Origin of the sequence: Gordonia sp. DT30 (assembly GCF_049844915.1) — a bacterium.
In the GTDB taxonomy this organism is placed as follows: Bacteria; Actinomycetota; Actinomycetes; order Mycobacteriales; family Mycobacteriaceae; genus Gordonia.
On the sequence record NZ_JBNCLY010000010.1, the window covers coordinates 104,990 to 124,408 of the forward strand.

The window sequence follows — 19,419 nt, forward strand, 5'->3', positions numbered from 1 at the left end:
GAGATGCGGCTATAGCGACGGTCGAGACGATTATTGTCGTGGCCGTCGCTATAGCCGCACGTTATATGTCGGCGTGCAGGTGACGGGCCGGGTCACCTCGGTAGCGCGACCTCGCTGAGGCGCCGTCGGCGGTTTCGACCGGGAGCCGAACACGCCCACGCCGCGTTCACTACGCTGGGAGCATGTCAGCATCCACCGACCCGGGCCGCAGCACCGGTCCGCCGCCCGCCGAGCCGGAGGGTTCGAAACCGAAACTCGTCGAGTCGATCGTGATCGCCTCCGAGCTGTGGTTGCTGGTGATCATTGCGCACATCGTCACCGTCGTCGCCACCTTCGGGACCACGCGCGATACATACCTCAAAATGGCCAAGGACAGCTACCGCCCGGGCACGGCCGAATACGACACGATCACCTCGACCGGCGTGATGGTCGGTCTGGTGGTCGCGACCACGGTCATCGAGATCGCGGTCGCGGTGGTCCTGCTGATCCTCACCCGCAAGGGATACAACTGGGCTCGCTTCATTCTCGGCGCCGTGAGTCTCTATCTCGTGATCACGACGTTGTTCTCGATCTTCGGCGACGTCCATCCGCGCTGGGCGATGATCCCCAACGTCATCGGTGGGGTCGCCGCGCTCGGGGCGGTGGTGCTGCTGTTGCGCCGCGATTCCGACACCTACTGCAAGAAGATGGCCGCCTACCGGCATGCGCCGCGTACGCCCACCGCGCCGCCGTATCCGCCGACGCCCGGTTACGGCCCACCTCCCCCCGGCCAATACCCCGGCCAATACCCCGGCAGCCAGTACCCGTCCCCGTACGGCCAGTACCCACCACCCGGCCAGTACCCACCGGGCTACCCGACCCCGGGACAGTATCCGCCCTACGATGATCCGAGCCGACCGGCCGCAGACCCACCGCCCGACGACAGCAGCCAGCACGACAAAGGACAACAGCCCCGTGACGACCCACAAGCCTGACCCCGCCCAGCGCCCCAACGTCGTGGCCTGGGCATATCGGTGCTGGCTGGTATCCGGCGCGCTACTGGTGATCCTCGGCATCGTCTACGTCGTGCTCGGCGTGGTCCTCTCGGGCCCGACCCTCATCCCGGTGGGCATCGGCGTGGTGGTGGCGATCGTCGGCGGCGCCTACGGCTTCCTCGGCACCAACGCCTACGCCGGCGACATCCGCTGGCGCTCCTCGCTCGCCGCGCTCACCCTCGTCGCGGTCATCATGCTGCTGGTGCTCAGCTTCCTGGCGCCCATCCTCGCGTTCGCGCTGATCGCGGGCATCATCGGGCTGTTCGGTTCGTTGCTGGCCTACCGCCCGCAGGGCGACGCCTGGTTCACCGGCAAGGACCCGGCCACCGCGAATGAATCCCGGCCCGGCAAGAACTCGGGCCGGACCGCCAAGGCGAACGTCAAGAAGGCCGACGTCAAGAAGGGCGACACCAAGCAGGCCGACGCCAACAAGCGCGGCAGGTCGCGCTCGTGACCGCCCGCGCACGCGGCAACGATCCCGACGACGAGACCCCAGACGAGACCCCCCCAGCCGTGACTCCGACCGACGACGTCGACCTCGACGCGACGGATGCCGACGCCGAGGATGAAGGCGAGACCCCCGCCGACGACGACGCGCCCGCCGCGGACAGCCCGGCCAAGGCCGACCGCTATCCCATCCCCACCGACCGCGGCGAGATGCTGTTCTACGAGCCGGGCGGCAGCTGGTGGGTCACCGCGATCGGTCCGATACTCGTCGCCGCGGTCCTCGCGATGGAGATCTCCGGTCCCGGGCAGGTGCACTGGTGGGTGATCGGCTTCTTCGGGCTGATCGTGACCGGTTTCTCGACGATCCAGGTGATCGCCGCCCGCCGACACGTCTCCGTCGAACTCACCGAGCTGACCCTGAAACAGGGTGCCCGCATCATCGCGCTCGACGAGATCGACACGATCTATCCCGAGAACAACGGACCCGATCATCGGGACTGGCAGAGTGCATCGGCGCTCGGTGAGCTGGCCGGGGTGCCGCGCCGTCGCCGCGGGGTGGGCGTCAAACTCGCCGACGGCTCACTTGCGCAGGCCTGGGCCCGAGATGTCGGCCGCTTTCGGAGCGAACTCACCGAGGCCCACACCGCGGTCAAACTCGGCCTACCGCCCCGCGGCACCAGCACCAGCACGGACTGACCGACCGCGCCGCGATTTCGCACGTGCGGCCGCCGCCCGGGCTGTCACCATGGAACCGTGAGCCCCGACCCCGCCGACCCCCGTCGCACCTCCGACGACGAGTGGAATCGTGAGCAGCGCGCGGAGACGACGACCGAACGCCTCGACCGCAACTGGGCTGCGCTGCTCCAGGAACTGCGCGTGGTCCAGACCGGCGTGCAGATCCTCACCGGATTTCTGCTCACGCTCCCGTTTCAGAACCGCTTCGAAGATCTCGACGAGCCGTTGCGCGTGACGTATCTCGTCACGGTGTCGTTCGCGATGGCCGCGGCCGTCCTGCTCGCCGCGCCGGTGGCACTGCACCGCGCATTGTTCCGCCAACACCGGCTCGACGTCATCGTCACCTCCGCGCACCGGCTCGCCTACGTCGGCCTGATCCTGCTGGGCCTCGCGCTCGCCGGTGCGGTGGTCGTCGTCTTCGGCGCCACCGCGGGCATGATCGCGGGTTTCGTGGCCGGCGCCTGCATGCTGGTGGCGTTCCTCGGCTGCTGGCTGGTGTTTCCGTTCACGCTTCGACTACGCGCCGAGGCGTCGGACACCGATGCCGACCGGGAGCCCGACGGTTCACACCGCTGAGCCCGCCACTATCCGTGCTCGAGCATCGGCGCCACCAGGAGCTCCTCCGGGATTCCGAAGGCGTCGACGAGAATGCTTGCGTAGGGCCGCAATTCGAGACACAGCTCGTTGACGCCGCGGCGGATCGCCTTGGCGCGCTCCACCGACACGTGCCGGTGCATCAAGAACCACGCCAGATCGTCCTCGATGGCCGAATACACGAACAGGTCACAGACCTTGCCGAGTAATTCCGCGGCCGCCTTCGAGTCGCACTCGTTGATCGCCTCGATGAACGACTCGAGCACCACCCGTTCGGTATGTACCCGACCGACTTTCAGCAGATGATCCTGGGCTTTGTTGAACACCTCGAAGGCGTCGTTGTCGTCGTCGGTGGCCCGGCGCAGACGCTGCGCACACGTCCGCACGAGGTGGTCTTCACGATTGCGGAACAACCGGATCTGCGTACCCCGATCGGTCAGCGTCGACTTCTCGGTGTCCTCGTCGGAACTCTCCAACAAGGTCTGGATCACCTGACGCGCCGCAGTCTTCTCGACGACGACGTCGCGCGCCATACCGGCGATGAAACGCACCCAGCCGCCGGCGGAAAGTCCTTGCACGTCATCGGCATACGCCGAGAGCAGCTCCTTGGCCACCAGCTGGGTGAGCACCGTGTTGTCGCCCTCGAAGGTGGTGAAGACATCGATGTCGCCGCGCATGATCGACAGCTGGTTCTCGTCCATGTAGCCGGCGCCACCACACGCCTCGCGGCACACGTTCACCGCATGCGACGCGTGCCAGGTGCTGTAGGCCTTCAGCCCGGCTGCCGAACTCTCGAGTTGACGCTGACGGCCCGCGTCGGAATCGTCCGGCGCGGCCGACTCCACGTCGTGCAGCTCGGCGACCAACTCGTTCTGGGTACACGTGATGGCATACGACTTCGCGATGAGCGGCAACAGCTTTCGCTGATGGCCCAGATAGTCCAGGACGGTGATCTCGTCGTCGGAGTCGGGGGCCTCGAACTGTTTACGGATCGTCCCGTAGCGGGTGGCGAGCGTGAGTGCCTTGCGCCCGGCCGCCCCGGCCGTCGCCGCCACCGACACCCGGCCGCGGATCAAGGTGCCGAGCATGGTGAAGAACCGCCGATTCGGGTTCTCGATGGGCGAGTGATAGGTGCCGTCGGCGTCGACGTCGGCGTAGCGGTTGAGCAGGTTCTCGGCCGGGATGCGTACGTGGTCGAACAGGATCCGCCCGTTGTCGACGCCGTCGAGGCCGCCCTTGTGGCCGCAGTCGCTCGTCGTCACCCCCGGCAGATCGGCGCCGTTCTCGTCGCGGATCGGTACGACGAAGCAGTGCACCCCATGGTCTTGCGGCCCTTCACCGGGCCCGGCCGTGATCAGTTGCGCGAACACCGCCGCCACCCGCGCGTGCGCCGCCGCACCGCCGATGTAGTCCTTGCGTGCCGACGGGGTGGGGGAGTCGACGACGTACTCGCGGGTCTGCGGGTCATAGGTGGCGGTGGTCTCGAGCGCCTGCACATTGGAGCCGTGACCGGTCTCGGTCATGGCGAAGCAGCCGAGCAGGTCGAGGCTGATGATGTCGGCGACGTACCGGTCGTGATGGCGTTCGGTGCCCAGGTTCTCGATGGCCCCACCGAACAGCCCCCACTGCACACCGGCCTTGACCATCAGCGACAGATCGGCGTAGCCGAGCATCTCGATCGCGGTGATCGACGCGCCGATGTCGCCGGTGCCGCCGTGATCGGCGGCAAAGCCCGCCGCCGCGAATCCCTGCGACGACAATTCGCGCATCTCCTCGAGTACGCGGGCGCGGGCCTCGTCGATGGTGCGCGCCGGATCGGGCAGCAGATCCGATCGGTCGGAGCGTTCCCGCACGCTGTCGCGGGTGGCCTGCCACCGGCCGTCCAGCGTGCGGCGCAGCCCCTCGACGAGTAGCTCGCGGGCGGCGTCGTCGAGCTCGGCGGAGTTCCCGTGACTCGGGACATCGACACTGGTGGGCGCGGCGGTACTCGAGCTGCTCGCGGTGTCATCGGGGTTGGCGGCCGGCGATTCGGTAGGAGTCGACATGTCTCCACGGTACGGCCCGGACCAGATCGGCAGCGGAGCTTTGGCGGACCGATGTCACGTTCGGCGGTGACGCGGTGTGGTGTGATCGGTAGACGCAAGTCGCGCCGCCCGTGGCAGCCCTCACCCCTTGTTCCCGGGGCCGCCGCGCCGATGATGAGGAGAGAATATGGCCGCCTCGGAAAATCACTCGAGCACCGGTGTCGCCGAGTTCGGCCGCATCGACAGCGGCACCGCCAACCGCTCCGAGCTCACTCCGCTGCGGTTCCTCGAGCGCTCCGCGGACGTGTTTCCCGAGCGCACCGCGGTCATCTACGGTCGGCGCAGCGCCACCTACGCCGAGCTCGCCGACGAGGTGCAGCGCCTCGCCCGAGTCCTCGAGAGCCGCATCGCCCCCGGTGAGCGGATCGCCTACCTCGCACCCAACATCCCCGAGATGCTCATCGCCCACTATGCGGTGCCGCTGGCCGGTGGGGTGCTCGTCGCCCTCAACTCCCGCCTGGCCGGACCCGAGCTGGTCTACATCCTCAACCACGCCGGCGTCACAACCTTGTTCTTCGACGCCGAATTCCGTCACACGGTGTCGCTGATCGTCGACGAGATCGCCGACCTCACCACCGCCGTCGAGATCACCGATCCCGAATTCGGCCCCACCCCGGGCGAACTCGATGCATCCGGAATTCCCGGGCTCTACGCATACGATGGATTCCTCTCTCTCGCAAATAATTCCGGGTCCGGCTCGAAGCCTCTCCCGTGGACGGTCGACGACGAGGACGCCGTCATCACGATCAACTACACCTCCGGCACCACCGGAAAACCCAAGGGCGTCATGTACACCCACCGCGGTGCGTACCTGAACTCCTTCGGCGAGACCTTCCATCAACAGTTCACCGGGCAGAGCCGCTATCTGTGGACGCTGCCGATGTTCCACTGCAACGGCTGGTGCACCCCGTGGGCGGTCACGCAGGCGTCGGCGACCCACGTGTGCCTGCGCGCCGTCCGCGCCGACGCGGTGTGGGACGCCATCGACGATCTGGGGATCACCCACCTGGACGGGGCACCCACGGTGTGCACCACGATCGCCGGATCGCCACGCGCACATCGCCTCGACCGCCCGCTGCGCATCACCACTGCCGGCGCGCCACCGAGCCCGACCGTCATCGGCCGGCTCGAGGCGCTCGGCATCGGCGTCGTCCACGTCTACGGACTGACCGAGGTGTATGGGCCGTACACGATCTGCGAATTCCAGGACGCCTGGGCCGATCTGCCCCCCGGCGAGCGGGCCGCGAAGCTCTCCCGCCAGGGTGTGGGCATGGTGCAGGCCGACGCCGCACGCGTCGTCGAGCGCGATGTGCTGCCGCTTGCCGACGTGCCCGCCGACGGAGAAACCATGGGCGAGATCGTCTTACGCGGCAACAATGTGATGGCCGGATACTTCCGCGACCCGGACGCCACCCGAAAAGCGTTCGCCGGCGGCTGGTTTCACACCGGCGACCTCGGCGTCATGCATCCCGACGGCTACCTCCAACTACGCGACCGCGCCAAGGACATCATCATCTCCGGCGGCGAGAACATCTCCACCATCGAGGTCGAGCAGGCCCTGGTCAGCCACGACGCAGTGCTCGACGTCGCCGTCATCGGTGTGCCCGACGAGAAATGGGGCGAACGGCCGCGCGCCTACGTGTTGCGTGAGCCGGGAGCCGAGCTGCGTGCCGACGACCTCATCGCGCACGCCAAGACCCTGCTCGCCGGTTACAAGGTGCCCCGCGACATCATCTTCGCCGACGAGTTGCCCCGCACCTCCACCGGCAAGGTCCTCAAGTTCGAACTGCGTCGAAAAGCCGACGGCGACTGAGCATCCCGGTCATCGCCCGGGTCGACCACTCCGCCCGTAGCGGGACTCGTAATCGGCGATCACCTGCGGCGGCACCAGTTCCCGCGGCAACAGCACGACGGGACGCCGACGCGTGCACAGCATCACCACCGTCGGGCCGGCCACCACCCGGTCGAATCTCTCCAGCGGGATCACCGAGTACGTGGCTCCGACCCGGTGGCCGATCCACAACGGCGTGAACTCCGCGGACATCGGCGTACCCGCCGGCACCAACCGGCGCATCCGACTACGGCTCACCAGCATGATCGTGCCGACCATGAGGCACCCGAAGAACGCCATGAATACGACCATGAATATGGTCGCGGCCACGGTCACCGCCACGTCGCCGGCGAACAACGTGGCAGCGCATGCCGCGAGCACCCCGACAGCAGCGAGCCCTGGTCGGCGGGCCGAATGACGCCACCGGCCCGCAGCGCGACAGGCAATACTGGACCCATGGCACCGAGTGACACGACCGTCGATCCGGTCGACCTGCGGACCCAGGTGGTCGCCGCGTCGATCCGATTGTTCAGCGAGAACGGCTATGAGTCGACGACGGTCGATCAGATCGCGGCCGCCGCCGGGGTGTCGCGGCGCACGCTGTTCCGCCAGTTCCGCTCGAAGGAGGACATGATCTTCGCCGACCACGAGGCGTTGATCGCCCAGGTCGCCGAGCGGCTCGGACCCGCGGACGATCCCGGCGCCGACCCGTGGTCGATGGTCTGTGCTGCGGCGGAGATCGTGTTCACCCACTTCCTCACGACGCGCGACCTCGCCGTCCGACGTCTGCAGGTGGTCACCCGGGTGCCGGCCCTGCGTGAGCGCGAACTCGTCACCACCTACCGCTACCAGCGGGTGTTCGAAGGTTTTCTGCGCCGGCGTCTGCCCGGCGAATCGCCGGTGCGGATCGTCGGCTACTCCGCGGCGGTGACGTCGGTGCACAACTATCTGCTGCGCTCGATGATCCGCGGCGACGCCGACGCGACGCTGGACCGGCTGCGCAGCGAGCTCCGACGCGTTCGGTTGGCACTCGGTGCCGCCGCCGACATCGACGCCCAGCCGCCGACCGGGCAGGCCGCGGTGGCGGTGGTGTCCTACTCGCCGGGCACTGATCCCGAGGCCATCGCCGATGCAGTTCGCCGACAACTGCAGCTCGACCAGCACAAACAGGGACAATAGAGAAGACCGCAGATTGACATGGCACTGCGTGCCATGATGAACTGGAATGACATCGCGATCCTGGCACGCAGTGCCGGAGAACTGTGAGGAGCAGCTACCATGGGTTTTGGTAATCCCGATTTCAACGTGTTCGAACTGCCCGAGGAGCACGTCGCCCTACGTGAGGCGATCCGCGCTCTCGCCGAGAAGGAGATCGAGCCGCACGCCGCCGACGTCGACGAGAAGGCGCGGTTCCCGCAGGAGGCCCTCGACGCCCTCGTCGCCAGTGGCTTCAATGCGATTCACGTGCCCGAGCAGTACGACGGGCAGGGCGCCGACTCGGTCGCCGCATGCATCGTCATCGAAGAGGTCGCCCGGGTCGATGCATCGGCGTCGCTGATCCCCGCCGTCAACAAGCTCGGCACCATGGGCCTGATCCTCAACGGCTCCGACGAGCTCAAGGCGCAGGTGCTGCCGTCGATCGCCGCCGGTGAGGCCATGGCCTCCTACGCGCTGTCCGAGCGCGAGGCCGGCTCCGACGCCGCCGCGATGAAGACCCGCGCCCGCAAGGACGGCAGCAACTGGGTGCTCAACGGCTCCAAATGCTGGATCACCAACGGCGGCAAGTCCTCCTGGTACACCGTCATGGCGGTGACCGATCCCGAGAAGAGGGCCAACGGCATCTCGGCGTTCATGGTGCACAAGGACGATCCGGGCTTCACCGTCGGCCCGCTGGAGAAGAAGCTCGGCATCAAGGGATCACCGACGGCCGAACTGTACTTCGAAGACTGCACCATCCCCGAGGACCGCATCATCGGCGGCGAGGGCACCGGTTTCAAGACCGCGCTGCAGACCCTCGACCACACCCGTCCGACCATCGGCGCGCAGGCCGTCGGCATCGCGCAGGGCGCGCTCGACCAGGCGATTGCCTATGTCAAGGACCGCAAGCAGTTCGGTAAATCGATCAGCTCGTTCCAGGGGGTCGAATTCATGATCGCCGACATGGCCATGAAGGTCGAGGCCGCCCGCCTCATGGTGTACACCTCGGCCGCCCGCGCCGAGCGCGGCGAGAAGAACCTCGGCTTCATCAGCTCCGCGTCGAAGTGCTTCGCCTCCGACGTCGCCATGGAGGTCACCACCGACGCCGTGCAGCTCTTCGGCGGTGCCGGCTACACCCGTGACTTCCCGGTCGAGCGGATGATGCGCGACGCCAAGATCACCCAGATCTACGAGGGCACCAACCAGATTCAGCGGGTCGTGATGAGCCGCGCGCTGCTGCGCTGACCCGGCACAAACTGCGGTGAGGCGCCCCACCCCGCGGGGCGCCTCACCGTGCTTCATCTCCGCGAGCTCACCCCGCGACGGCGGTACGGAACTCGAGGTTCGCGTGATCATCCTTGGCCGCGGCGCGGAAATCGCCCAGCGCGCGCGGCATGTGGAATCCGTTCGTGACGATCACCGCGCCGGTCGCACCCATCGCCTTGAGCATGCCGACGGTGTTGGTGGCGTTCTGCACGGTGCTCGTCGAGGTGCCCTCGTTGACCATCTGCCACATCGGCACACCACGTTTCATCAGCCCCACGTTCATGAATTGCGCCTCGGAGACCGGCAACCACCAGGTGTTGCCTCCCGACACGATCACCCGGTTCGCGGGATGCGTCCGGGCGAGCTGAGCAGCGACGTCGAGACGCTCGTTGAGAATATTCGGCGTCTCCCCGTGTGTTCCCATCTTGGCCCCGAGTACCACGATGAAGTGCCCAATCGGGTTCTGCCAGAGGAACACGCTGTTAGGTGACTGCGGGCCGGAGGCGTTCTCCGGCTGCACGTCAGCGCGTGCCACAGACCCGCACACACCACTGGCCAGAGCTGCACTGACCAGAATTGCCATTGATACCAAGAAGATTCGAAGGCGCATGGCGGGCAGTGTACAAATGTACCGTTTGTAAATCCAGCGTTTGGGCAACAGCGCTGGTCGTCGCGCTGCACCGAACCGATCAGCGCCCCCGATCAGTGCTCCCGATCAGTGGTTCCGGATCAGTGGTTCCCGGAATCGTGGTGGTGGCAGTGTGTCGCCGGCGACCCTTCGACGTCGAGCGACGGATTGCGATCGAAGAAGCCGAACGGCTTGAGCCAGAACGACACCACATCCGACGGCATCACCGGCCAGTCCTCGGGACGGGTGATGTGGTGGATTCCGAAGACATACCACAGGACGACGTCGGTGTTCTCGATCGGCCGGTTGTTCTTGGTCCACTCCGCGATGCCGGTGTCGCGTACCGACTGATTGACGAATTCGCCTGCGGGCCAACGCTCCTGGGGGCTGTTCGGGGTCACCCAGAGGGTGTGGCCGATCACGGTGGCACGCTGGAAGACCGGTGAGGCGGGATCGAACATCGACGGTATGGCGCCGGTGGGCGTCAGCTTGTACGCGGGATGCGCACCGAGGCCGGTGGTGACATTGGTGTTGACGATCTTCCAACTCTTCTGCGTCGCAAAGTCTGGATCCTGCATTCCGTCATTTTCGGTGCGCAGCGCCGTATTTCGCTGTGTCAGCGACAGTCCCAGAGGATTGCCAGGACCCATCGGCTCCGGTACCGTCTCGGAGGCGAACACGGTGTTGTCGGCGCCGTCGATGTCGATGTCGAGGCGCGCAACCAGGAAGTGCTGGTGGAAGGGGGCATACGTGCGGTCGTCGACGACGGTGCCGTTCGGATAACTCGACATCCCGGGCGGCAACGGAGTGGTCACCATGATCCCGGTGGCACGTACCTCGCACTCGATATTGCCGTCCTGATAGAACCGCCAATACACGAGGTACTCGTAATTGGCCACGGTCACATGGAAACTCACCGTCAGCCTGCGCATCCGGCGGACCTCGGCGCCGGCGTCGGCATCGACGTGCTTCCACAGCACGCCGTTGTCCTCCTCGTGGATGCAGATCGCATTGGTGATGGTGTGCGGCTCCCCGGCACTGTTGTGTAGCACCGCATCCAGATAGCGGATCTCACCGAGACAATCGCAGCCGAGTTCCAGCGAGGTCGTCATGAAACCCAGACCCCACTCGCCGATGTCGAACGCCGTCCGCCGGTAGTGATCCTCACTGTGGTCGCGATAGGGAACCACCATCTCCGCGAACGACATCCGGTGCGCGACCGACCGCTGACGCCCGCCGTCGCGGTAGCGCACCGAATGCAGTGTCATGCCCTCGCGGTGGTTGAAACCCACCCGCAGCGACCAGTTCTGCCACGTCAGCAGATTGCCGTCGAGCGTGAAGGACGGCCCGTTCGGCTGAGTGATCTCCAGTGGCTCGAGCGGCAGCCGCGTGAACGCGTCCCGGATGCGTTGCGGAATGTGCCGCGGCACATACTCGCCCATCACCTGCGGCTTCTCGGCGCCGGCGCCGGCGTCCTCGATGCGCAGCAGTTCCATCGTGTTCACGTCGATCACGCAGTGCAGCCCCGCAACGGGATTCGCGTACGGGTTGGAGCCCTCGGCATTGCGGATCCAGGTATCCGACCAGCCGAGTCGCCGGCCGCTGAACTCCTCGGGAATCAGTGCGCCACCGTAGGTCCAGGTGTCCATGAACACCAGGTCCAGGTCGATGATGCCGCGGCGTGCCAACGCGGCCTGCACGTCGGGATGTGCACGCAGCACCCGATCGCATTCCTCGTACTCGTCGACGGTGAAATTCGCCTGCACGCCGGGCACGTTCTCGAACGACTCGACGGTGTCGCCGGTGAGCGAGACAAACGACTTGTAGGTGAGGTTCTGTCCGGTGTCGAGGCAGGTCACCTCGGCGCGCCGCGGTGGGACGGTGCCGTCGGACTCATACGCCGCGAGCTCGGACTTGGACGGTTCGGCCAACTCGATGGAGGTGTAACGCCAACCATCGCCGACGCCCTGCTCGCGCGCCAGTACCGTGGTCACCGTGCGGAATTCGTTGGCCGACAGTGGATCGAGCGGATGCATGCGGTGTCCTTGTCTCGCGGTGATTCCTGATCGGGGCAAACATGAGCCGTGATGTTTTCACAGCGTACGCCCAGATCGGCGACGCGACGGGTCGATGACGTGGCCGGTCCGGGGTACGGTCGACGGGTGTCGACGATCCCCCGGCGCCCAGCCATTCGACGTCGCGCCAGTTCGCGTCGGGCAGCGCTGTGTGCGCTGGTGCTCGCGCTGACCCTCGCCGGATGTGCCGGCGAAAACGATTCCTCCACAACAGGTTCGCGCTCATCCCCGGCCGCCCCCGCGTCGCCCGCATCGAGTGCTGGGGTGGCCTCGGCGCCGTATGTCAATCTCGGCGACAGCTATGCCGCGGGCGCCGGGGTGCTCCCGGTGCAGGGTGGTTCACCGTTCCTCTGTCAGCGCTCCGCGGTGAACTTCGCGCACCTCGTCGCCACGCAGCGTGGCGTGGCGCTGACCGACGCGAGTTGCGCCGGTGCGGGCACGGCCGACGTGAGTACCAGCCAATACTTCGGTGTACCACCGCAACTCGACGCGCTCGGACCTCAGACGCGACTTGTCACCATGATGCTCGGCGGCAACGACGAGAACACCTTCGGTGGTGCGATCGGCAAATGCGGTGACGCGGCCGCCGCAGAAGCCGGCGGCGGCGTCCCGACCGGATCGCCGTGCCGAGACCGCTACGGCACCGAGTTGTCGGCGCCCATCGATTCCGAGATCTACCCGGCCCTCGTCGACGCCCTGAAGCAGGTACGTGAGCGCGCCCCGCACGCGCGGGTGCTCATCATCGGCTACCCGTGGATTCTGCCGCCGACGCAGGGCTGCTATCCCGCGATGCGGATCGCACCCGGCGACGTCGCCTACCTGCGCAGCTTGCAGTCCGACCTCAACGACGCCATCCGGCGTGCGGCGGTCCAGAGCGGTGTCACCTACGTCGACATGTCCCACGTCTCCGACGGACACGACGCGTGCGCCGGCGCCGCCCGCTGGATCGAACCGCAAGAGGGGACCACCGCCCGGATCACCGTGCATCCCAACGCCCGCGGACATCAAGGGATCGCCGAGCAGGTCGAGTCCGCGCTGGAGCACTGAGGGAACCGGGAGTGGCGAACCGGGAGAGTGGCTGTCCACAGAATCACCTCCGTCCACAGTGGACGGTCGTTCACCGACTCTGTATCGGGTCGAGGGGCGCCGGACCGGTCAGACTGCGCGCATGGATCTTGCTGCCCTCGCCCACGACGAGACCGATCACTGGCGCGGAGTCTTCGACTACGCCGAGCTGTCGCGACGGGGATTCATCCAATCGAACGTCAAGGCGCTCGTCCGCGACGGCACGCTCCGCTGTCTTCGGCGCTCCTGGTACGCGACGGTGTATGCCCACCCGGCGGTGGTGCAAGCGGTCACCGCCGGCGGTGTGTGCAGCTGCGTGACCGCACTCGACCTGCATGGGGTGTGGGTCATGCCGACCGCCGACATTCACCTGCGGGGACGCCGGACGGCGGCGAACCGTGGCAAGCGGCCGCTCTGCCGCCAGCACGGCGAACCGCTGCCCGAGCGATATCCACTCGACGACGTGCCCACCGCGCTGCGTCATGCGCTGCGTTGTCTACCGGGCGAGGAGATCATCGCTGCCTGCGATTCGATTCTGCGCCAAGGTCTTCTGGAGATGGCCGACCTCGAGGTGGTCTTCGCCTCCGCCCCCGCCCGTACCCGGGAGCTGCTCGCCAGATGTGACGGTGTCGCGGAGTCGGGGGCCGAGTCGATCTTCGGCTCGCGGATCGGGCGGAAGGGCATCCGGTTCCGGATGCAGGTCGAGATCGAGGGGGTCGGGCGCGTCGACTTCCTCATCGGGAGGCGGCTGATCGTGGAGATCGACAGCGAAAGATTTCACGACCGCACTCCCGAGCAACGCGAAAGGGATCGGCAGCGTGACGCGGAGGCCATCCGTCGCGGCTACCTGCCCATCCGGTTCTCCTTCAGGAAGGTGATGTACCAGTGGCCGACGGTCGAGGGCATCATCGACGACCTGATCCGTCGGCGGGCGCACATTCGGGCGGTCGCGCTGCCGGGTGAGCTGGCTCGTGTCCTGGAGGTCGAACTATAACGTGCGGCTATGGCGACGGCCGAGACGGTTATCGTCTCGGCCGTCGCTATAGCTGCATCTCATATTCGCCGCAGGCCCTGTCCTGTGATGTGCCGGCGGTCGAGGGCACCTTCGCGTGGTTGTGTGGCCGGCCGACCTGGCCCGCTTCCGAGACCTCGCCATAGTTGTCTCTCATATTCGTCTCAGGACCCTGACCAGGCCGAATTTCTCTCGCCGTGCTCCATTTGGAACACTGGAGGCCGTGAGCAGATCCGCCGACGTCGCCGTGAAGTCCAGTGAGCTGTTCGCCCGGGCCCAACTCGCGATCCCGGGCGGGGTCAATTCGCCGGTCCGCGCGTTCTCCGCGGTCGGTGGCGATCCGCGCTTCATCGCCTCCGCGCAGGGCTGCCGACTGACCGACGTCGACGGCAACACCTACGTCGACCTGGTCTCCTCGTGGGGGCCGATGATCCTGGGCCACGCGCATCCGGCGGTCGTCGACGCCGTGCAGCGCGCCGCATCCGGCGGATTGTCGTTCGGCGCGCCCACCGAATCCGAGATCGAACTCGCCGAGGAGATCATCGATCGCGTCGACCCGGTCGAGCGCGTGCGCCTGGTCAACTCCGGCACCGAAGCCACCATGTCGGCGGTCCGCCTGGCCCGCGGCTTCACCGGCCGCCCCAAGATCATCAAGTTCGCCGGGTGCTACCACGGCCACGTCGACGCCCTGCTCGCCGACGCCGGGTCGGGCGTGGCCACCCTCGGCCTGCCGACCAGCCCCGGCGTCACCGGCGCCGCCGCCCACGACACCGTCGTGCTGCCCTACAACGACTTGCCGGCCGTCGCCAGGGCCTTCGAGGAGTTCGGCGACGACATCGCCGCCGTCATCACCGAGGCCGCCGCAGGCAACATGGGCGCGATCGCCCCGCTCGACGGATTCAACGCCGGCCTGCGCGACCTCACCCACCGTCACGGCGCACTGCTGATCATCGACGAGGTCATGACCGGATTCCGGGTCAGCCCGGCCGGCTGGTACGGGCTCGAGGGCGTCGGCGCCGACCTCTACACCTTCGGCAAGGTCATGAGCGGTGGCCTGCCCGCCGCCGCCTTCGGTGGTCGCGCCGACATCATGGAGCGCCTCGCGCCGACCGGCCCCGTCTATCAGGCGGGCACCCTGTCGGGGAATCCGGTCGCGGTCGCCGGCGGCCTGGCCACCCTGCGCACCGCCGACGCCGCGGTCTACGCCACCCTCGACGCCAACGCCGACCGCCTCGCCGGGTTGCTCACCGGCGCGCTCACCGGGGCAGGCGTGGCACACCGGGTGCAGAAGGCGGGCAACCTGCTCAGTGTGTTCTTCACCACAGCCGATGCCGCCGACACCCGGATCGTCGACTACGCGGGCGTGAAGGCCACCCAGACCTGGCGTTTCGCCCCGTTCTTCCACGAACTTCTCGACGCCGGCGTGTATCCGCCGCCCAGCGCGTTCGAGGCCTGGTTTGTCTCGGCGGCACTTGACGAGGATGCTTTCTCACGAATTGCCGACGCACTGCCGGCGGCCGCGCGGGCCGCGGCCGCGGCTCGGCCGCCCAGTCCCGGGGAGAACTGATGCACACGATCGTTCACATGATGCGCCACGGCGAGGTGCACAATCCCGACGCCATCCTCTACGGACGGCTACCCGGATTCCATCTCTCCGACACCGGCCGCGCGCAGGCCCGCAAGGTCGCCGACGCGCTCGCCGACCACGACGTCACCGCCGTGTTCGCCTCCCCGCTGCAACGTGCGCAAGAGACCGCAGGCCCGATCGCGGCCGCGCACGAACTCCCGATCCTCACCAACGACGAGCTCATCGAGGCCGACAACATCTTCGAGGGCCTGCGAGTCTCGGTCGGCGACGGCGCGCTGCGCAAGCCGCGGCACTGGCCCAAACTGCGCGACCCGTTCACCCCGTCGTGGGGTGAGCCCTACATCCAGCTCGCCCACCGGATGCTCGCCGCGGCCAACAAGGCCCGCGACGCCGCCCGCGGCCACGAGGCGGTCTGCGTCAGCCATCAGCTCCCGGTCTTCACGTTGCGTCGCTTCCTCGAGGGGCAGCGGCTCTGGCACGACCCTCGTCGTCGGCAATGCTCGCTTGCGTCGTTGACCAGCCTGATCTACGACGACGACGCGCTCGTCGACATCATCTATTCGGAGCCGGCCGGTGCGTCGGATCCGCTCGCGACCGGGGCCTGACGAGGAGAGTGTGAACGCGTGAGGGTGCAGGATCGTGGTGGTCGTGGTGTGTCCGCGACGCCCCTTCGTGGTCGCCGCCCCCGCAGCCCGCGCCGCGGTGTCCGAGTTGTGGTGAAAGTCTTTCTCGCACTGTTCTTCTCGTTGGCCGCAGTCGTCGCATTGGCCGGATGTGGCACCGGCGACGACGCGGTGTCACAGGGCGACACCTTCCAGTTCGTCTCGCCGGATGGGCAGACGGTCATCACCTACGATCCCGCCGACCGCAAGCACATCGCCGAGGTCTCCGGTGACGACCTGCTGACCGGAAAACCGTTGGCGCTCAGCGATCAGCGCTTCGCCGACAAGGCCGTCGTGATCAATGTGTGGGGCTCGTGGTGCGGGCCGTGCCGCGGTGAGTCTGCCGCGCTCGAACAGGTCTACGCGAAGTACAAGGCCGACGGCGTCGAGTTCCTCGGCATCAATCTGCGCGACGACCACCAGAGCGCACAGGATTTCGTGACCGACCGCAAGATCGGCTATCCGTCCATCTACGACTTTCCGGGGGCGTCGCTGGCCGCATTGACCACCCCGACGTCGGTGGTGCCGACGACCATCGTGCTCGACCGGCAGCATCGCCCGGCCGCGGTGTTCCTGCGTGCGGTCAGCGCCGACGAACTCGGTGCCGCCGTCGCGCGGGTCGTCGCCGAGCCACCGGTGCCGGGCAGCACAGCCGCATCCGCGATCCCCGCGGCCACCACCACGGCGGCCCCGAACGGGGTGCCGCAGTGAGCGGAATCGGACAGACCTTCGCCGACACGGTGTCCTCCGGGCCACTGCTGCTCGGCGTCGCCGCCGCGGCGGTCGCCGGCATGGTGTCGTTCGCCTCGCCGTGTGTGGTGCCGCTCGTGCCCGGTTATCTGTCGTATCTGGCGGGGCTCGTCGGCGCGGAGGCGCCCGCGGTGACCGTCGGCGAACCCGCCAAACGCGGCCGGTCGCGCGTCGCGGTGGCCGCGTTGCTGTTCGTGCTCGGCTTCACCGTCGTCTTCGTCGCCGCGACCGCCACCGTCCTGGGGATCACCAGCACCGTCATCGTCAATCACGAACTGCTGCAACGTATCGGCGGGGTGGTGACCATCCTGATGGGGCTGGTGTTCATCGGCCTGGTCCCGATGATGCAGCGCGAGGTGCGGATGGCTCCGCGGCTGGTGTCCAACATCGTCGGCGCCCCGCTGCTCGGTGCGGTGTTCGCGCTCGGCTGGACGCCGTGTCTCGGGCCGACACTGGCCGCGGTCATCGCCACCGCGTCGGGCACCGAGGGCGCCACCGCCGCCAAGGGCGTCACCCTGATCGTCGCCTACTGCCTGGGACTTGGTATCCCGTTCGTCATCCTGGCGTTCTCGTCGGCGTGGGCACTGCGCAGCCTGGGCTGGTTGCGTGCGCATGCGCGGGCGATCCAGATCTTCGGAGGTGTCATGCTGATCCTCGTGGGTATCGCGTTGGTCACCGGACTGTGGGATCAGTTCATCGTGTGGGTGCGCGACGCCTTCATCACCGATGCGGTGTTGCCGGTATGACGCGCGCCGACACCGCGGTCGCCGACCGTCCCGCCGCGCCGCAGCCGCCGTCGAGGCCGCACTGGGTCTTCCGTCGGGTCCTGTGGCCGTTGCGCAATCTGTGGCGGTCGTTGACGTCGATGCGCACCGCGCTGGTGCTGCTGTTCCTGCTCGCGCTCGCCGCGATCCCGGGCGCCCTGCTCCCGCAGCGCAAACTCAACGAGCAGAAGACGTTGCGCTACATCGCCGACCACGGCACCTTCGGCACGTGGATGGACAAGCTGCAGCTGTTCGACGTGTTCTCCAGCGCCTGGTTCACCGCGATCTATGTGCTGCTGTTCGTCTCGCTGGTGGGCTGCCTGACGCCGCGCCTGATCGAGCACGCCAAGAGTTTGCGCGCCAAACCCGTTGCCGCGCCGCGTAATCTCGGCCGACTGCCGCGGCACATCTCGACCACCGTCGACGGTGACCCGGAGGACATCGCCGACCGCGTCTCGGCGAATCTGCGTGGCTGGCGGCGCAACACCGTCGTCCGCGAACCCACCGACCGGGACGCGAGCACCGCCGGTCCCATCGTCGAGGTCTCCGCGGAGAAGGGATATCTGCGCGAGTTCGGCAACCTGGTCTTCCATTTCGCGTTGCTGGCACTGCTGGTGTCGCTCGCGGTGGGCAAGCTCTACGGCTACGAGGGCACCCGCAGTCTGGTCGCCGACGGCGAGGGATTGTGCAACACCTCGACCGCGGTCTACGACTCGTTCCGGGCCGGCGCGATGGTCGACGGCACCGACCTCAACCCGTTCTGCATCAAGGTCAATTCCTTCTCGGCGACCTTCCTGCCCAACGGGCAGCCCGACATGTACAACGCGCAGATGTCCTACACCAAGGGCATCGGCACCGCGGCCGGGGACTGGCACAACCGGTCGGTCAAGGTCAACGACCCGCTGCGCGTTGCCGGCGATCGCGTCTACGTGCTCGGCAACGGCTTCGCGCCCACCTTCACCGTGACCTTCCCCAACGGCGAGAAGCGCACCCAGACCGCATTGTTCGCTCCCAACGACATGCAGACGATGCTGTCGACGGGTGCGGTGCGCTTCGACACCCCGGCCGGCCTCTATCCCGATGAGGACGTGCGCCGCAAGAATCAGATCGCCATCGAGGGTTTGTTCGCCCCGACCGCGGACTATCAAGGGACGCTGCTGAGTTCGTCGTCGCCGGCGCCGAAGGACCCGCAGGTGGCCATCCGCATCTACAAGGGCGACACCGGCCTGGACACCGGCATGCCGCAGAATGCCTACTCGCTCGATCAGAGCCTGGTCGATCAGGGCCGATTGCAGCGGCAGGCGCAGGTGAACCTGGCCAAGGGGCAGAGCACGCGGCTGGCCGACGGCACCGTCGTCAGCTTCGACGGCTACCAGCGGTGGGTCTCGGTGCAGATCTCCCACGACCCGACGCAGGGCTGGGTGCTGGCCTCGGCGGTGGTGATGCTGATCGGACTGCTGGTGTCGCTGCTGGTGCGCCGACGCCGGATCTGGGTGCGGCTGATCCCAGCCGATCCGGGGCAGCCGGGCACCGACGACGGGAAACGACGTACGGTAGTAGAAATCGGCGGCCTCGCCCGCACCGACCAAGCCGGTTGGGGCGAGGGCTTCGAGGAGCAGGCAGCCGGACTGTTGGAGCCTGATGGGGCGAAACGCAAGTCGCGATTGCGCAGGCTCTAGACGTGCGG

At 67.4% G+C, this 19,419-nt stretch carries 18 protein-coding genes; 14 read left to right on the top strand and 4 right to left on the bottom strand.

All coding sequences use genetic code 11. The annotated features are described in order from the left end of the window. Nucleotides 1-182: 182 nt before the first annotated feature. The 4 genes from ACLQ3C_RS11830 to ACLQ3C_RS11845 are packed head-to-tail and all read left to right on the top strand — an operon-like array spanning nucleotide 183 to nucleotide 2,792. Complete coding sequence (locus tag ACLQ3C_RS11830) at nucleotides 183-974, top strand: hypothetical protein (RefSeq protein WP_425705256.1); 792 nt, start codon at nucleotides 183-185, stop codon at nucleotides 972-974. Next, nucleotides 955-1,488 carry a hypothetical protein gene (locus ACLQ3C_RS11835; RefSeq protein WP_425705257.1) on the top strand — a complete coding sequence of 178 codons (534 nt, stop codon included), beginning with the start codon at nucleotides 955-957 and terminating at the stop codon, nucleotides 1,486-1,488. The genes ACLQ3C_RS11830 and ACLQ3C_RS11835 overlap by 20 nt, the downstream gene beginning before the upstream one ends. Further along, nucleotides 1,485-2,177 (top strand): hypothetical protein, encoded by a 693-nt coding sequence (locus ACLQ3C_RS11840; RefSeq protein WP_425705258.1) that lies wholly within the window; start codon nucleotides 1,485-1,487, stop codon nucleotides 2,175-2,177. Before ACLQ3C_RS11835 ends, ACLQ3C_RS11840 begins: the two co-directional genes overlap by 4 nt. 57 nt (nucleotides 2,178-2,234) lie before the next feature. Next, a complete protein-coding gene (locus tag ACLQ3C_RS11845; RefSeq protein WP_425705259.1) occupies nucleotides 2,235-2,792 on the top strand; it encodes a DUF6328 family protein in 558 nt (185 codons plus the stop codon). Between the two features lie 8 nt (nucleotides 2,793-2,800). On the opposite strand, the gene ACLQ3C_RS11850 is transcribed toward ACLQ3C_RS11845, so the two are convergent. Further along, complete coding sequence (locus tag ACLQ3C_RS11850; protein WP_425705260.1) at nucleotides 2,801-4,855, bottom strand: acyl-CoA dehydrogenase; 2,055 nt, start codon at nucleotides 4,853-4,855, stop codon at nucleotides 2,801-2,803. A gap of 166 nt (nucleotides 4,856-5,021) precedes the next feature. Here ACLQ3C_RS11850 and ACLQ3C_RS11855 point away from each other — a divergent pair, with 166 nt between their 5' ends. Then, on the top strand, nucleotides 5,022-6,707 hold the full coding sequence (locus ACLQ3C_RS11855; RefSeq protein WP_425705261.1) for an AMP-binding protein: 1,686 nt from the start codon (nucleotides 5,022-5,024) through the stop codon (nucleotides 6,705-6,707). A gap of 9 nt (nucleotides 6,708-6,716) precedes the next feature. Here ACLQ3C_RS11855 and ACLQ3C_RS11860 read toward each other — a convergent pair whose 3' ends face one another. Further along, nucleotides 6,717-7,106, bottom strand: coding sequence for a hypothetical protein (locus ACLQ3C_RS11860; protein WP_425705262.1), 390 nt, complete (start codon nucleotides 7,104-7,106; stop codon nucleotides 6,717-6,719). 75 nt (nucleotides 7,107-7,181) lie between these two features. Between ACLQ3C_RS11860 and ACLQ3C_RS11865 the strand changes: the two genes are divergently transcribed. Together ACLQ3C_RS11865 and ACLQ3C_RS11870 are read left to right on the top strand one after the other, a co-directional pair. Next, nucleotides 7,182-7,904 (top strand): TetR/AcrR family transcriptional regulator, encoded by a 723-nt coding sequence (locus ACLQ3C_RS11865; protein ID WP_425705263.1) that lies wholly within the window; start codon nucleotides 7,182-7,184, stop codon nucleotides 7,902-7,904. A gap of 99 nt (nucleotides 7,905-8,003) precedes the next feature. Then, on the top strand, nucleotides 8,004-9,167 hold the full coding sequence (locus ACLQ3C_RS11870) for an acyl-CoA dehydrogenase (RefSeq protein WP_425705264.1): 1,164 nt from the start codon (nucleotides 8,004-8,006) through the stop codon (nucleotides 9,165-9,167). A gap of 67 nt (nucleotides 9,168-9,234) precedes the next feature. On the opposite strand, the gene ACLQ3C_RS11875 is transcribed toward ACLQ3C_RS11870, so the two are convergent. Both ACLQ3C_RS11875 and ACLQ3C_RS11880 read right to left on the bottom strand, forming a co-directional pair. Further along, a complete protein-coding gene (locus tag ACLQ3C_RS11875) occupies nucleotides 9,235-9,798 on the bottom strand; it encodes a YdcF family protein (RefSeq protein ID WP_425705265.1) in 564 nt (187 codons plus the stop codon). A gap of 119 nt (nucleotides 9,799-9,917) precedes the next feature. Then, nucleotides 9,918-11,876, bottom strand: a complete 1,959-nt coding sequence (locus ACLQ3C_RS11880; protein WP_425705304.1) for a primary-amine oxidase — start codon at nucleotides 11,874-11,876, stop codon at nucleotides 9,918-9,920. Between the two features lie 102 nt (nucleotides 11,877-11,978). On the opposite strand from ACLQ3C_RS11880, the gene ACLQ3C_RS11885 reads away from it, so the two are divergent. The 7 genes from ACLQ3C_RS11885 to resB all read left to right on the top strand — a co-directional run bounded on the left by ACLQ3C_RS11885 (nucleotide 11,979) and on the right by resB (nucleotide 19,411). Beyond that, nucleotides 11,979-12,938 (top strand): SGNH/GDSL hydrolase family protein, encoded by a 960-nt coding sequence (locus ACLQ3C_RS11885; RefSeq protein WP_425705266.1) that lies wholly within the window; start codon nucleotides 11,979-11,981, stop codon nucleotides 12,936-12,938. Between the two features lie 121 nt (nucleotides 12,939-13,059). Then, nucleotides 13,060-13,950: an endonuclease domain-containing protein gene (locus tag ACLQ3C_RS11890; RefSeq protein ID WP_425705267.1), complete on the top strand. Its 891-nt coding sequence runs from the start codon at nucleotides 13,060-13,062 to the stop codon at nucleotides 13,948-13,950. Nucleotides 13,951-14,191: 241 nt separating this feature from the next. Next, the gene (hemL, locus tag ACLQ3C_RS11895) at nucleotides 14,192-15,535 is read left to right on the top strand and encodes a glutamate-1-semialdehyde 2,1-aminomutase (protein ID WP_425705268.1); all 1,344 of its coding nucleotides are present in this window, start codon (nucleotides 14,192-14,194) and stop codon (nucleotides 15,533-15,535) included. Next, the gene (locus ACLQ3C_RS11900) at nucleotides 15,535-16,161 is read left to right on the top strand and encodes a histidine phosphatase family protein (protein ID WP_425705269.1); all 627 of its coding nucleotides are present in this window, start codon (nucleotides 15,535-15,537) and stop codon (nucleotides 16,159-16,161) included. Before hemL ends, ACLQ3C_RS11900 begins: the two co-directional genes overlap by 1 nt. Before the next feature lie 111 nt (nucleotides 16,162-16,272). Next, nucleotides 16,273-16,929, top strand: a complete 657-nt coding sequence (locus ACLQ3C_RS11905; protein ID WP_425705270.1) for a TlpA family protein disulfide reductase — start codon at nucleotides 16,273-16,275, stop codon at nucleotides 16,927-16,929. Continuing rightward, the gene (locus tag ACLQ3C_RS11910; protein WP_425705271.1) at nucleotides 16,926-17,714 is read left to right on the top strand and encodes a cytochrome c biogenesis CcdA family protein; all 789 of its coding nucleotides are present in this window, start codon (nucleotides 16,926-16,928) and stop codon (nucleotides 17,712-17,714) included. The genes ACLQ3C_RS11905 and ACLQ3C_RS11910 overlap by 4 nt, the downstream gene beginning before the upstream one ends. Further along, nucleotides 17,711-19,411, top strand: coding sequence for a cytochrome c biogenesis protein ResB (gene resB, locus ACLQ3C_RS11915; protein WP_425705272.1), 1,701 nt, complete (start codon nucleotides 17,711-17,713; stop codon nucleotides 19,409-19,411). Before ACLQ3C_RS11910 ends, resB begins: the two co-directional genes overlap by 4 nt. Nucleotides 19,412-19,419 lie beyond the last annotated feature (8 nt).

Coding starts and splice junctions, on each gene's coding strand:
- ACLQ3C_RS11870 (WP_425705264.1), top strand. CDS start 8,004: ATGGGTTTTGGTAATCCCGATTTCAACGTGTTCGAACTGCCCGAGGAG.
- ACLQ3C_RS11875 (WP_425705265.1), bottom strand. CDS start 9,798: ATGCGCCTTCGAATCTTCTTGGTATCAATGGCAATTCTGGTCAGTGCA.
- ACLQ3C_RS11900 (WP_425705269.1), top strand. CDS start 15,535: ATGCACACGATCGTTCACATGATGCGCCACGGCGAGGTGCACAATCCC.
- ACLQ3C_RS11830 (WP_425705256.1), top strand. CDS start 183: ATGTCAGCATCCACCGACCCGGGCCGCAGCACCGGTCCGCCGCCCGCC.
- ACLQ3C_RS11855 (WP_425705261.1), top strand. CDS start 5,022: ATGGCCGCCTCGGAAAATCACTCGAGCACCGGTGTCGCCGAGTTCGGC.
- ACLQ3C_RS11850 (WP_425705260.1), bottom strand. CDS start 4,855: ATGTCGACTCCTACCGAATCGCCGGCCGCCAACCCCGATGACACCGCG.
- resB (WP_425705272.1), top strand. CDS start 17,711: ATGACGCGCGCCGACACCGCGGTCGCCGACCGTCCCGCCGCGCCGCAG.
- ACLQ3C_RS11865 (WP_425705263.1), top strand. CDS start 7,182: ATGGCACCGAGTGACACGACCGTCGATCCGGTCGACCTGCGGACCCAG.
- ACLQ3C_RS11890 (WP_425705267.1), top strand. CDS start 13,060: ATGGATCTTGCTGCCCTCGCCCACGACGAGACCGATCACTGGCGCGGA.